Genomic DNA, 13,112 nt, shown 5'->3' with positions numbered 1-13,112 from the left:
ATCGAACTCACGCGGCCTCCCGATACACGAAACGGATATAGAGACGCGACAGCACGATCGTCAGGATCAGCAGGATGATCGCCTGTGCGGACGCCATGCCCTGATCGAAGAGACGAAAGCCCACGCGCTGGATGTAGACGCTGATGAACTCGGTCGCCGCGCCCGGTCCGCCGCGCGTCATCGTGAAGACGGCGTCGAACATCTTGAGCATGTCGGCGGAACGAAGAATGAGAATGGCCGTGAGACCGGGCAGCAGATACGGACGCTGCAAATGCCACAGAATCATGCTCCACTTCGGCGTTTCGAGCCGCGCGGCTTCTTCGGCTTCCTTCGGCACCATCGAGAGCCCTGCAAGCAGAATCAGCGCGCAGAACGGCGTCCATTGCCAGATATCCATGATCATCACGGAGACGAACGCCAGCGTCGGGTCGGCGAGCCAGTCCTGCGGCGGAATGCCGATCAAGCCGGTGAGATAGTTCGCCACGCCGAACTGCCGGTTGAAGATCAGCCGGCCGATGAGGCCCACGACCGCATACGTGGTCGCCATCGGAATGACGAGGCTCACGCGCGCCGCCGCGCGCATCCACGGCAACTCCGTGCGGTGCAGCAGCAACGCGGCGAAGAGGCCGAGCGCGACTTCGATAGGCAACGTCACGCACAGGAACAACGCGGTGCGCCCGAGCGCCTCCCAGAAGGTCGGATCGGTCAGCGTCGCAACATAGTTGTCGACGCCGACGAACGGCGTGCCCGAGCCTAAGTCCGCGAGCTTGTACTGATGAAACGAGTTATAGAGCGCGAGCAACAGCGGATAGATGCCGATGATCGCGAGCGCCGCGATAGCGGGAATCAGAAACCAGAAGGCGGGCGAACGCGGCAATATGCCGAAGTAGCGCGCGGGCTTGCGCGGTCCACGCGCGTGCATTGCAGGTGATGCCATTCGATCGCCTCCGGTTTCCTTCCTTGATGACGCGCTGTCGCGTGCGTTACTTGAGCAAAGGTTTCTTGCCGTCGTAGTAGCCCGCTTTCTTCAGGATGTCTTCGGTCTTCTGACCGATGGTCTGCGCGCCTTCCTTCACCGTCACCTGGCCGAGCATCATCTTGCTGCCCCATTCGCCGATGACTTCCGAAATCGCCGGCCATTCCGGGAAGCGCGGACGATAATCCGGCACGCCGCCCTGCCACGATTCGACCATCGGCTTCACGAACGGATACTTGTCCTGCACGGCCTTGTCCTCATAGATGGCCATGCGCGCCGGCACGCCGCCCGCTTCGAGATAAGGCTTCGCCATCGCTTCGGACGTGATCCATTGGATAAAGAGCCACGACGCCGCCTGTTTCTTCGCATTCGACTTCGCGTTGACCGCGAGCGAGAAGCCGCCGAGCGCGGGCTTCAGACCCGCCGGTCCCTTCGGTTCGGTGGTGATAGCGAGACAGTTGCCGATCTTCGACTTGCTCGGATCGGTGAGCGTCGGATAGAACGCGGACCACTCGGTGATCATCGCCACCTGCCCTTGCGCGAGCGCGTTCACCGCTTCGGCATGATCGAAATCGACGATGCCGGGCGGCATGTACTTCATCAGCTTCTGCCGATATTCGAGACCCGCCTGCGATTGCGTCGACATCAGGTTCGACTTGAACTTCGCGTCGAGCAGCGAGCCGCCGTTGGGCCACAGCACGCGCATGAAGCTGTCCGCCGATTGCGTTTCGCCACGCCGCGATTGCAGCGCGAAGGCGAACTTGTCGCCCTTCGTGAGCTTCGGCGCATACGTGTTGAGCAGCTCGTCCCAGGTCTTCGGCGGTTGGTCGAAACCCGCGTCCTTCAACATGCATTTGTTGTAGAACATCAGGCCCGAGTAGTTATCGAACGGCAGGCCGTAGGTGACCTTGTCCCATGTGCCGAACGAATCGAGCAGGATTGGGAAAAAACCCTTCAGATTGAGGTTCGGGTCCGCGAGCTTGGGATCGTCAGTGAACTTCTTGATTGGCACGAGCCACTTGTTGCTTGCGAATTCGCCGATCCACACGACGTCGACGAGCACGATGTCCTGATCGCCGCCGCCCACGAAGTTGAGCACTTCCTTCTCGCGCGTGTTCTCGTACGGGATCACTTCCCAGCGCACCTTGATGCCGGTCTCTTTCTCGAACTGCGGAATGAGCTGTTGCGCGGCCTTATAGCCGGGACGATCGAGAAAGATGGCCTTGATCGTGGTGCCCGAATACGGTTGCGCCGCTTCCTTCAGAGTCCAGGCTTGCGCGTTCGATGCGGCGAAGGCCGCGCTCGCCGCGAGTAGCGCGGCTGCCGCGACGTGTTTGATCGGGCCGAGCTGCGTGGCCGTGATGAAGCGCTTCTTCATGCCTGTCTCCTTGGTTTTATTCGAGCGGATGTGTCCTGCTATGACGTGCCGGGCCTTGCCTCGTTTCACTTGTAATTTCGGTTTTACAATTGTATATTTTGGCCCGAACAGGTTGTCAAGAACAAATTCGACGATGCATCCGATGCTGCGCCGCCGCAGCAGTCACGGGAGACAACGTATGAGCGCAGTTCATCTGCAGCAGATCCGCAAGTCGTTTGCCGGCGTCGACGTGTTGAAGGGCGTCGATATCGAAGTCACCGACCGCGAGTTCATGGTCTTCGTCGGTCCTTCGGGCTGCGGCAAGTCGACGTTGCTGCGCACCATCGCGGGACTCGAACGCAGCGATTCGGGACATGTTCTGATTGGCGGCGAAGACGTCACCGATCTCGAACCGTCGCAACGCGGCGTCGCGATGGTGTTTCAGTCCTATGCGCTCTATCCGCACATGTCGGTGTATGAAAACATCGCGTTCGGCTTGCGCATGCTCAAGCTGCCCGAAGCGCAGATCAAGGAGCGCGTGCATCGCGCGGCCGAGATTCTTCAGATCGGCCAGTTGCTGGACCGCAGGCCGCGTGCGCTGTCGGGCGGGCAGCGTCAGCGCGTGGCGATCGGCCGTTCGATCGTGCGCGAGCCTCAAGTCTTTCTCTTCGACGAACCGCTCTCCAATCTCGATGCCGCCTTGCGCGTGCAGATGCGCCTCGAACTCATCAAGCTTCACAAGCAGCTCAACGCGACGATGATCTACGTCACGCACGATCAGACCGAAGCGATGACCATGGCCGATCGCATCGTCGTGCTGAATCACGGGCGCGTGGAGCAGATCGGTTCGCCGCTCGAGTTGTATCGCACGCCGCACAACCGCTTCGTCGCGGGGTTTATCGGCTCGCCGAAGATGAACTTCATGGACGTTCGCGTGATGCGCGTCGATGCGGCGGGCGTCACCATCGAACTACCCGGCGGCGAGCCGCTCACGTTGCCGTTCGCGGCGGCGTCGGTGAAGGCGGGCGAGACGCTCACGCTCGGCATCCGGCCCGAGCATTTCATCGAAGCGTGCGGCGGCGATGTCGACAGCGGTCTCACGGGCGAAGTCATGGTGATCGAGCATCTCGGCGGCGAGACGCTCTTGCACATGCGCCTGCCGAACGATCTCGTGATTCAGGTGAAGGGCTCGGGCGAATCGACGGCGGTCGAAGGACAGCGGCTCAACGCGGGCTTCAGCATTCGCCATGTGCATCTGTTCCGCGAGGACGGCAGCGCGCTCGAACGCATGCGCCCGGTTGCAGAGACCGCGACGGTCTGACGGCCATCGCCGATCATCGGTTCGAGCCGCGCGACTAGTCGGGATTACAAATTTTCCCGAGTCGCCCTGCACAAAAGTGCAAAACGGCGGGCGAGTCGGCGCATGAACCGTCGCCCCTTATGTGCGCAACCCCACATAAACCCGATGGCGTTACGGCTCCGTTACGGCTCCGTTACGTCACGTGCGCCGTTGCGTCATGCCCCACTACGCAACGTAAACGCCCGCAAACGTTGTCCGGCCGCGCGTTTCCGTGTCAGTTGCGTCGGATGCCGCACGGACGCCGCTTTTGGCACGACTCGTGCAAGCCCTGACTCGACCAACTGGGAGGGGATGGCTCAAGCATGAACGAAACGACCCACGGCTCGCCTGTCGCGAACGCCGCGCCGAAGTCAGATCATGCATTCAGGCATCGCGTACTCGATGGCCTCAAGGCCGGGGAGTTCTGCATCGCCTATCAGGGAATCTACCGAGTCGACAGCGGCGAACTCGCGCAGATGGAAGCGCTGATTCGCTGGCGTCATCCGGATTACGGCGTGCTGTTGCCAGGCGCATTCAGCGATGTTTTCAAGGACACCGACATCATGCGCGAGCTCACGTGGTTCGTGCTGGATGCGGTCGCGTCCGAAATCAGCGCATGGCGCGCGCGCGGCGGCGTGCATTATTCGGTCGCGGTGAACGTTCCGCCATCGGTTGCGGCGCTGCCGGGTTTCGCCGATCGCATGGAATCGATCTGCCGCGCGCGCGGCATCGCGCCCGACTGCATCGAACTCGAATTGCTGGAGAGCGAGGATCTCGCTTGCATGCCGTCGATGCCGAAGGTCGTCCGGTGCCTGAAGGACAAAGGCGTCGTCGTCGCGATGGACGATTTTGGCACCGGTTATTCGTGTCTCGCGGCGCTCGGACCGATCGACTTCGGCACCGTGAAGATCGCGAAGGAATTGCTTGCACAAGCGCCGCGCAACGCGAATGCATGCATCGTGTTTTCGTCGGTGCTTTCGTTGCTGACGCGGCTGAAGGTGGCGATCGTCGTCGAAGGCGTGGAGACGGCCGCGCAGGCGCAGTGGATCGCACAATGGCCGCACGTGCTCGCGCAGGGCTTCTTTCTCGCGCGGCCCGCGTTTGGCATCGATAATGTGCCGGGCGCGTGCTTCGCACGGCCGGCCGCGCCAACGAGAGCGGCGCGGCGTGACGAACCGCCGGCCATCCGCCTCGCGGATGCGGCATGAAGAACTGAAGCGTTTCTGGCAGCCCTCGTAAAGCCAGGACTTCGCCGGCGCGACGTTGCGCCGGCGTTTTTTTGCACCGGCGCTTTTTGCACCGTTATTGTGGCAGCGGCGGTCAGCGGCGCGCGGTATGCACGAGTGCAAGCACCCAAATGTCGTCGCCGTCGGTTTCATACACCGAGCAATAATTTTCGTGCGCAGTCACTTCCCGCGTGCCTGCTATCTTTCCCGTCCAATACGTCTTCATTACGCCGCTTTCCCGTCACCCTCGTACCCGCGCCAAATCCACCCCAGCCGCCTTCAACCTCAACGCACCGATCGCCTCACGCGTAGCGGCATCGACGGGCAAGCCCCATCGCTCGAGGAAATCCGTCAGATCGAGGTTCGCCGCAATGCACGCGCGCAGCACGAAACGCTGCACTTCGTTGCGCTCGCCGCCTTCGCTCTCCGTCAGCGGATGCAGCCGATACGCCTTGTGCAGCCGCGCATAGAACCCGTCGCCGAGCGCGCGGCGCAACTGTTCGTACATCACGAGCCGGATCCAGAGCGCTTCCGATGGAACCGGGAACGACGCATCGTCGAGGAAATTGCGCGACGGCTGCGCGAGATACGATGCCGCAAGCTCCAGCCGATTGCGCTTGCCGCGCGCGTCGACGACCTGCAGCAGCGGCGAAGGCATCGGCGTGCCCAGACGCTCCAGCGCATGCAGCGAATAGATGTTCACCGTCGTCTCGGTGACGCCCGGCCAGGTCCAGTCCCATTGCTGATACATGTGGCCCATCTCGTGCCACACGCCCCATTGGTCGGCCTTTGCGGACTTGAGCACGGTCTGCGCCGCGCTATTCATCGGCAGGCCGATCATGTAGTAGGTCGCATAGAGATACGCATCCTGCAACTCCGCGCGCGTCGAGATTGCGTCTTGCACGAAATGCACGCGCAACGGCGACGGCGCATCGAGCGCGCTCGATCCGTCGAGCCCGGACAACTCGTCGTGAAAGCCCATCACGCGCTCGACATAGCCGAGCAGCGCGGCCGGGTCCGCGGCGCCGGCCTGGTCGTACATCGCGCGGGACACGGTGAACATCGTGCGCTTGCCGACCATCTCGACGAGCGGCGCATCGGCGTAACGTTGCAGCATCGCTCGCCATGCGGGGAGCGTCGTCGTACCTTCGACATAGAACGGCACCGGCCTGCCGCCCTCGCGCACGAACACATCGATCGACGTGCGTGGCCGCGCGTTGAAGCCGCTGTCGATGTATTCGAAGTACAGCAAGCCGTCACGCGATGCGACGAACGTGTTGCGCCCTTCGGTCGCGAGGATCGCCTGCGGATCGCCCGCCGGTTGCCGACGATAGAAGCCGTTCTTGTTGCCGACCATCACGACGAGGCCATCGGGGCTGTCGTCGGCGAGGCCGTTCACGTCGATCACCACGGACTCGCCCTTCGATACATACAGCCCCGATGGATGATAGTCGGTCCATCGGAAGCCGCCGAGCCGGTCGGCCTCGATCGCATCGGGCGCGTAGGCGCTCAGGTGATAGCACCGGCCGGCGTTATCGTAGGTCGAGCGCGCGGACGCATCGAGCGTGCGGTATGCATGATCCGCGCTTGCATTGCCTGCCCGATATAAGCGCCATCGACTGGCCTCGCCGCTCGCTTCGACCAACGCGCCATCGCGCAACGCGTGATGCGCGACCGCGAGCCCCGTCTTCGCGCCGCTTGCCGCGATGGTCACGGCGTTCGCATCGGCTTCGATGCTCCAGTTCTGACGCGCCTCGCCCGACGCCGCTTCGAGCCCGGCACGCGCGCCCAGCGTCACATAACGTCCGTAGAGCTTCGAATAGATGCGAAAGCCGCTGCCTTCCTTGTCGATCGTCCATATCTGGCTCGCGTCCAGTTCGGGCGTCCATTTCGATTGCACCAGCGCGATCCTGCCGTCGCGCTGCACTTGCGCGGTCAACGGCTTGAACGTCGCGTCCGAGACGATATAGAAGTCGCCTTCCTCGACTTTCGCGCCGGCGCCATAAGGCACCAGCATCGCGTTTGCCTTCGAAGCGAAGCGCGATACGCGCACCGCGTCATGCGGATAGAACGTCATGGGCGCGTAATAGCGCGACGCCGCATGCGCGTCGAATGACGCAATCAACGCGAAGATCGAAAGCCACGAACGCCATCGCATGAATGCGCCCTCTCGTCACATCGGCCGGGTCTCCGGCTCTTCGTCGAAGATCTGGAACTTGCGCATCTTCTCTCATAGCACCTTGCGGCTGATGCCGCGATAGTGCGCAGTGTCGTGCCGCCGCCAGCCGTTGGCGTCGAGCGCCTGGAAATGCGACATGCCTGGCAAACATCGCACACGCATTTGTTTCCTGCGCAAACGCTGTGACGTGCGGCCGTGTCACCCGGAACGTCGTAACGCGTCCCGCGTTTCGTAACGTTACGGCGTGCGACCTTATCCGTAACCGATGCGTCACCCGGATGAGTGGCCCAGCGCACGCAAGACCGTGAAGCGTCGGAGCAAAACGCGGCTTCATTGTCATTCAAAGCCCTTTTGTCCGTACGTTGCCACACCTGATGCAATCAATCGCCCCTGGTTGGTTCAATACACGATATCCAGGGCAGCCGGGCGAGGCGTCGGGCGATTCGGGCTGGGGCGCGTTGTTCGAGCTGAATCGGCCAATGGACGCCGGGATGACGTATCTGAAGACCTTGACGCCCTACGTGATGATGGATGCCGCACGCGTCTTCCTGCACGGCGGCACGGCGAGTCCGCGCAGGCTTTCGTAAGTGGGAATCGGCTTTCGCATGTCGGATGCGAAGCACTACGGCATCGACTTGTCTGTTGCGAAAACCATCGGCGATGCGCCGGTGGAAAGCGCGTCGCGTAATCCGCGGATCAACGCGACGCTGTCGTATCAGCTCGATCGACGAGCCGGCGCTTCGCTCACGGCGCCGAAGCGGGCGCCGGCTTGCCCGCCTTCTCCGCGTTGATGCGCGACTGCGCGTTCTGCAGATTCTGCGGATAGTTCGTCTGCTCCCCCGCCGGGTTGTAGCCGTTCTGCTCCAGTTGCTTGAGTTCGGCGTTCTTCTTCGCGCGCGCTTCCTTGCGCTGGGCTTTCTTGACCTGCTTCGGCGTGGAGGCGGCCGTGTCCTGCGCCTGCGCGACGGGCATCGCGACGAAAGCGGCCACGGACAGGGCGATGATGGCCAGCGGTGCGGTGCGTTTGTTCATGATCGATCTTCTCCGGATGGATGATGGTAGTGTGCGTGCGACGCTCGCGGCAAACGCATAAGCAATCCGCGATCCACCTTCCAGCGCATTACCGGTCGACGATGCGGCTCAAATTCCCGCGCACGCGCTGCAAGAGCGCGATCAACTGCTCGCTTTCCTGACGGCTGAAGCCCGCGAGCGCCTCCGACGTGATCTCGTCGCCGACGCGCCGCGCCCGGTCGAGCGCCTTCTCCGCCTTCGCGGTCATGCGGACCTGGCGCTCGCGGCGGTCGTCGGGATTGAGCCGCCGCTCGATCCAGCCGCCCTCTTCCATGCGGTCGAGCAGACGCCCGGCGGAAATCGGCGCGACTTCCAGCAGTCCGGCGAGCCGCGCCTGATTTACCTCGCCGTAATGCGAGAGATACGCGAGCACGCGACATTGCGCGCGCGTGAGATTGAGCGACGACTTGGCCAGCACGTCGAAACGGTTGCCGCACAGGCGGTCCACGTCGGCGACGAGAAAGCCGAAGCGTTTATCGAGTTGAGTTTCCATCGCGCGATTATAGGTAACGAATTTCGATGCGCGCATCTCGCGCGATCTATAATAAGCCTGCTTATCATCACCCTACTTACAAAAGCCGCGTCTCGCGGCCACGTCCATGTCCTCCGAAGTCTCCACGGAAAGCGCCGCGGCGCCTCTGAACCGCGGCATGCTGACGGTCTCGATCATGCTCGCGACGCTGATCCAGACGCTCGACAGCACCATCGCGAACGTCGCGCTGCCGCACATGCAGGGCGCGCTGTCGGCGTCGCAGGACGAGATTACGTGGGTGTTGACCTCGTACATCGTCGCGGCGGCGATCGCGACGCCGCTCACCGGCTGGCTCTCCGACCAGTTGAGCGTGAAGAAGCTCCTGTGCGTGTCGATCGCCGGCTTCACGGTGGCGTCGGCCCTTTGCGGGCTGTCGGAAACGCTCGCGCAGATCGTCGCGTCGCGGCTGTTGCAGGGCGTGTTCGGCGCGTCGCTCGTGCCGCTGTCGCAATCGATCCTGCTCGACATCAATCCGCGCGAGAAACAAGGTCAAGCGATGGCCGTCTGGGGCATGGGCGTGATGGTCGGGCCGATTCTCGGTCCGACGCTCGGCGGCTGGCTCACTGACAGCTACAACTGGCGCTGGGTGTTTTTCATCAACGTGCCGATCGGCGCGTTCGCGCTGTTCGGCGTTTTGACGTTCCTGCCCGCGCAGGCCGCGCGCCGCGCAGTGAAGTTCGATGCCTTCGGCTTCGCGACGCTCGGCCTCGCGATCGGCGCGTTCCAGGCAATGCTCGATCGCGGCGAGCAGCTCGACTGGTTCGGATCGATGGAAATCCGCATCGAGGCGATACTCGCCGCGCTCGCGTTCGTCTTTTTCATTGCGCATACGGCGACGGCCGGCGCGCGCTCGTTCTTCAAATATCAGTTGCTGAAGGATCGCAACTTCGCGACGGGCACGTGCTTCATCTTCGTGATCGGCGCGGTGATGTATGCGACGCGGGCGCTCTTGCCGCCGATGCTGCAGAACCTGATGAACTATCCCGTTGCGACGACGGGTCTCGTTACAGCGCCGAGCGGCGCGGGCACGATGATCGCGATGCTCGTCGCGGGACGGCTGCTCAAGCATATCGATGCGCGCTTGATGTTGCTCTCGGGCTTTCTGATCTCGGCGTTCGCGCTATGGCAGATGATGCATTACACGATCGAGCTGTCGGCATCGGATATCGTGTGGCCGGGCGTGATTCAGGGCTTCGGCCTCGGACTCGTGTTCGTGCCGCTATCGGCGCTGACGTTCTCGACGCTCACGCCCGAGTTGCGCGCCGATGGCACCGCTACTTACAGCCTCATGCGCAATATCGGCAGCAGTATCGGCATTTCGATCGTGCAGACGCTGATGACGCGCAACACGCAGGTCGCTCACGCGGACCTCGCCGCGCAGGTGACGCCGTTCAATCCGGCGATGCAGCCGATCCTGTCCGGCGGTTCGATGCAGGACATGGCAATGCTCAATCAGACCATCACGCAACAGGCTTCCATGATTGCGTATCTCAACGACTTCAAGCTCATGTTCGTCGCGACCTTGCTGGTCGTGCCGTTATTGCTGCTGATCCGTCCGGCGAGGAAGGCGGCGCGGGACGAGCCGGTCGCGCATGCAGCGATGGATTGAGCGGTACGTCGAGCATGCTTCAACGAGTCAGCCGGCGCGACGCGGCATGCGCGCCCAGCACGCACGCAATCCCGATCACCCCGCCCGCGAGCACGTGCGTGAGCCGCTCGAACGCATCGGCGGCGGATTGATTCGCCAGCATGATGGCGAGCGCCACGAACACGCATCGAACGAAATAGCCGACGACATAGCGCTGGAACGCGACGAGCGTGAGGAACACAGCGAGCGTCGCGAGCGTGACGGCCATGTCCGAATGCGGCACGACGAAGCGTCCGAGCGCGATGCCGATCGGCACGCCCGCGATCACGCCCCATGCGCGATGCTTCAGCTTCGCGCGCGCCGTGTCGACGGAACCGGTGACGATGCTCGCCGCGCCCCATATCACCCATTGCGCGCGATCCGCGTGAACCCAGACGACCATCAACGCCGCGATGCCGACGCTCGCGAGCATCGCGGCCAGGTCTTCGCCGAAGGGCGCGCGCGCGCCGAAATCATCGAGATTCGACCAGCGCGCCGCAGGCTTGCCGCGTGAGCGCACATACGCCGATACGACCGCCGGCACGAGCGCCACGAGCAGATAAGGCAGCGATGCGGGCGCGGCGCGCAACAGCGCATCGATGGAGCGGCCGCCGTGCAGTTCGTTCGCGAGCACGAGCACCGGAATGAATGTCCAGTTGCCGAGCGGGCGCAATGCATTGCCACGCGATGCAAGCAGGATCACGCAGGCCGCGAGCATCATGCACGCGACGACGAAGAACGCCGGCACGCGTTCGGCAAGCAGCAGGAGATACGTTCCGGCGACGATCGCGAGCCCGTGCGCGATGACGCCCAGTGGCCGCAACGCGAGCTTGTCTTGCGCGATCACGGTGGCGATTGCGAGCAGCGAAGCCTTCATCCATATCGCGTTGCCGGTGACGAGCGCGAGCACGGCGAACGGCAGCAGCGAGACCGTCGCGCGTAACAGCGGCCAGATCATGATTTCGCTCGCGATACGAACGTGCGGTGCGTCGGCGGACATGCGCGGCAATCGATCCGTGATTCCGCATGAAGTGTAGTCGCACCATCACGAAAAATCCTTAAAAACGAGACGCTTTCTATTCGCAGGGTGAATGAAACACGTATTCAGTGGCTGCTAAAGGAACCTCGCTGCGCGGTCGTTATACAGACCAGCCGATGGGTTTCGTCGGCCGCGCGGCAGGCGATGCATCGCCGTCACTGCCCGCGCACGCGCCCCTGCGATGCAGCCACCTTGAGAGAGCTATGTTTTCGACAATCAAAGGCCGCCTGGCCTTGGCCATGACGCTGCTGAGCGCGTTGCTGATCGCGGTCGGCATGGTCGGTCTGATCGGCATGAGCCGGTCCAACTCCGTCACTTACGACTTGTTTACGAATGAAATGCCGAGCGCCGTGTCGGTCGGCAATACGGAAATGTTCATGGCGCGCGAGCGTCTTTCGTTCGACCGCGGCGCACTGAACGCGGGCACGCCCGCAGCCGAAGATGCGATCGGACGCGGCGCGCTGATGCGCAAGACGTCCGACGAAGCGTGGGCCGCCTATTCCGCCCTGCCGCAAGGCCCCGAGGAAAAGGCGCTCGCCGACACGTTCGGCGCCCAGCGTATCGCGCTGCAAAAGCTGCTCGACCAGGGCTATGCCGATATCCGCGCGAACGATCAGGCGAAGATTCTCGCCGACGCAAGCGCGATGCAGGCATCGTTCAACGAGTTCGCGAAGACCGGCATCGCGCTGCGCAAGCTGCAATTCGATCAGGCGAAAAGCTCGTACGACCGTGGACAGGAAATCTTCGGCATGTTCCGCATGGCGTCGGTCATCGCGATTCTGGTTGGCGTCGCCGCGGCGTTCTATACGTGGGTGTCGCTGCGCCGCCGTATTTCGCGTCCGCTCGATGCGGCGCTCGCACAGTTCGATGCGATCGCGGCCGGCGACTTGCGCCGCAACCTGAGCGTGACGTCGAACGATGAAATGGGCCAATTGCTGCGCGGTCTCGCGACGATGCAAGCGAGCCTCATCGATACCGTTCGCACGGTTCGCGGCGGCAGCGAATCGATTGCATCCGCGACGAAGCAGATCGCGGCAGGCAACGTCGACCTGTCCTCGCGTACGGAAGAGCAGGCGTCGGCGCTTCAGCAAACCGCGTCGAGCATGGACGAGCTGACCGGCACGGTCAAGCAGAACGCCGACAATGCGCGTCAGGCGAGCTTGCTCGCGGCGAATGCGTCGGAGATCGCGGGCAAGGGCAGCCACGTCGTATCGCAGGTCGTGACGACGATGGGCGAGATCAACCAGAGCTCGTCGAAGATCGCGGACATCATCACGATCATCGAAGGCATTGCGTTCCAGACGAACATTCTCGCGCTCAACGCGGCGGTCGAAGCGGCGCGCGCGGGCGAGGAAGGACGCGGCTTCGCAGTCGTGGCGGGCGAGGTGCGTTCGCTCGCGCAGCGTTCGTCGGCGGCGGCGAAGGAGATCAAGGAACTGATCGACAACTCGGTCGAGCGCGTGCAATCGGGCAGCGCGCTCGTCGACGAAGCGGGCCGCACGATGACGGAGATCAGCACGGCGGTGCAGCGCGTGACCGACATCATGGGCGAGATCGCGGCGGCATCCGAGGAGCAAAGCAGCGGCATCGATCAGGTGGCGCGCGCCGTCACGCAGATGGACGAAGTGACGCAACAGAATGCGGCGCTCGTCGAAGAGGCTGCGGCGGCGGCGCAATCGCTCGAGCATCAGGCAGGCGCGTTGCGCACGGCGGTCGAGACGTTCCGTCTGCAAGAAGAAGGCATGCGCGCAACGGCCTGACGTTCT

Annotated in this window: 10 protein-coding genes and 1 pseudogene; 5 read left to right on the top strand and 6 right to left on the bottom strand. The window is 63.1% G+C overall.

The genetic code is table 11. The annotated features are described in order from the left end of the window. Positions 1-7: 7 nt before the first annotated feature. Entirely contained in the window at positions 8-937 is a 930-nt protein-coding gene (locus AWB77_RS07470; protein ID WP_244158482.1) for a carbohydrate ABC transporter permease, read from the bottom strand. Positions 938-983: 46 nt separating this feature from the next. Continuing rightward, on the bottom strand, positions 984-2,354 hold the full coding sequence (locus AWB77_RS07465) for an ABC transporter substrate-binding protein (RefSeq protein WP_061133787.1): 1,371 nt from the start codon (positions 2,352-2,354) through the stop codon (positions 984-986). A gap of 178 nt (positions 2,355-2,532) precedes the next feature. Between AWB77_RS07465 and AWB77_RS07460 the strand changes: the two genes are divergently transcribed. Further along, positions 2,533-3,654: an ABC transporter ATP-binding protein gene (locus AWB77_RS07460; RefSeq protein WP_061134067.1), complete on the top strand. Its 1,122-nt coding sequence runs from the start codon at positions 2,533-2,535 to the stop codon at positions 3,652-3,654. 341 nt (positions 3,655-3,995) lie between these two features. Then, positions 3,996-4,880, top strand: coding sequence for an EAL domain-containing protein (locus tag AWB77_RS07455; RefSeq protein WP_061133786.1), 885 nt, complete (start codon positions 3,996-3,998; stop codon positions 4,878-4,880). Between the two features lie 259 nt (positions 4,881-5,139). Here the strand turns inward: AWB77_RS07455 and AWB77_RS07445 are convergent, their stop codons facing one another. Then, complete coding sequence (locus tag AWB77_RS07445; RefSeq protein ID WP_061133785.1) at positions 5,140-7,056, bottom strand: M60 family metallopeptidase; 1,917 nt, start codon at positions 7,054-7,056, stop codon at positions 5,140-5,142. Between the two features lie 440 nt (positions 7,057-7,496). Between AWB77_RS07445 and AWB77_RS34260 the strand changes: the two are divergent. Beyond that, positions 7,497-7,799 (top strand): annotated as a pseudogene (locus tag AWB77_RS34260) (ShlB/FhaC/HecB family hemolysin secretion/activation protein); the annotation flags it as partial. 22 nt (positions 7,800-7,821) lie between these two features. Here AWB77_RS34260 and AWB77_RS07435 read toward each other — a convergent pair. Continuing rightward, positions 7,822-8,109 (bottom strand): DUF4148 domain-containing protein, encoded by a 288-nt coding sequence (locus AWB77_RS07435; RefSeq protein WP_082852607.1) that lies wholly within the window; start codon positions 8,107-8,109, stop codon positions 7,822-7,824. Between the two features lie 88 nt (positions 8,110-8,197). Continuing rightward, positions 8,198-8,641: a MarR family winged helix-turn-helix transcriptional regulator gene (locus tag AWB77_RS07430; protein ID WP_061122936.1), complete on the bottom strand. Its 444-nt coding sequence runs from the start codon at positions 8,639-8,641 to the stop codon at positions 8,198-8,200. 106 nt (positions 8,642-8,747) lie between these two features. On the opposite strand from AWB77_RS07430, the gene AWB77_RS07425 reads away from it, so the two are divergent. Then, on the top strand, positions 8,748-10,289 hold the full coding sequence (locus tag AWB77_RS07425) for a DHA2 family efflux MFS transporter permease subunit (protein WP_061133783.1): 1,542 nt from the start codon (positions 8,748-8,750) through the stop codon (positions 10,287-10,289). 19 nt (positions 10,290-10,308) lie between these two features. On the opposite strand, the gene AWB77_RS07420 is transcribed toward AWB77_RS07425, so the two are convergent. Further along, positions 10,309-11,307, bottom strand: a complete 999-nt coding sequence (locus AWB77_RS07420) for an FUSC family protein (protein ID WP_061133782.1) — start codon at positions 11,305-11,307, stop codon at positions 10,309-10,311. 242 nt (positions 11,308-11,549) lie between these two features. On the opposite strand from AWB77_RS07420, the gene AWB77_RS07415 reads away from it, so the two are divergent. Beyond that, complete coding sequence (locus AWB77_RS07415; protein ID WP_061133781.1) at positions 11,550-13,106, top strand: methyl-accepting chemotaxis protein; 1,557 nt, start codon at positions 11,550-11,552, stop codon at positions 13,104-13,106. The last annotated feature ends 6 nt before the right edge of the window (positions 13,107-13,112 follow it).

The organism is Caballeronia fortuita, assembly GCF_001544835.2.
GTDB lineage: Bacteria > Pseudomonadota > Gammaproteobacteria > Burkholderiales > Burkholderiaceae > Caballeronia > Caballeronia fortuita.
Note: the sequence above shows the minus strand (reverse complement) of the source record. Positions and strands in the feature narration are given on the sequence as shown.

What these genes read in the sequence shown, in the direction of transcription:
- AWB77_RS07470 (WP_244158482.1), bottom strand. Translation starts at nt 937, where the DNA reads ATGGCATCACCTGCAATGCACGCGCGTGGACCGCGCAAGCCCGCGCGC.
- AWB77_RS07465 (WP_061133787.1), bottom strand. Translation starts at nt 2,354, where the DNA reads ATGAAGAAGCGCTTCATCACGGCCACGCAGCTCGGCCCGATCAAACAC.
- AWB77_RS07460 (WP_061134067.1), top strand. Translation starts at nt 2,533, where the DNA reads ATGAGCGCAGTTCATCTGCAGCAGATCCGCAAGTCGTTTGCCGGCGTC.
- AWB77_RS07455 (WP_061133786.1), top strand. Translation starts at nt 3,996, where the DNA reads ATGAACGAAACGACCCACGGCTCGCCTGTCGCGAACGCCGCGCCGAAG.
- AWB77_RS07445 (WP_061133785.1), bottom strand. Translation starts at nt 7,056, where the DNA reads ATGCGATGGCGTTCGTGGCTTTCGATCTTCGCGTTGATTGCGTCATTC.
- AWB77_RS07435 (WP_082852607.1), bottom strand. Translation starts at nt 8,109, where the DNA reads ATGAACAAACGCACCGCACCGCTGGCCATCATCGCCCTGTCCGTGGCC.
- AWB77_RS07430 (WP_061122936.1), bottom strand. Translation starts at nt 8,641, where the DNA reads ATGGAAACTCAACTCGATAAACGCTTCGGCTTTCTCGTCGCCGACGTG.
- AWB77_RS07425 (WP_061133783.1), top strand. Translation starts at nt 8,748, where the DNA reads ATGTCCTCCGAAGTCTCCACGGAAAGCGCCGCGGCGCCTCTGAACCGC.
- AWB77_RS07420 (WP_061133782.1), bottom strand. Translation starts at nt 11,307, where the DNA reads ATGTCCGCCGACGCACCGCACGTTCGTATCGCGAGCGAAATCATGATC.
- AWB77_RS07415 (WP_061133781.1), top strand. Translation starts at nt 11,550, where the DNA reads ATGTTTTCGACAATCAAAGGCCGCCTGGCCTTGGCCATGACGCTGCTG.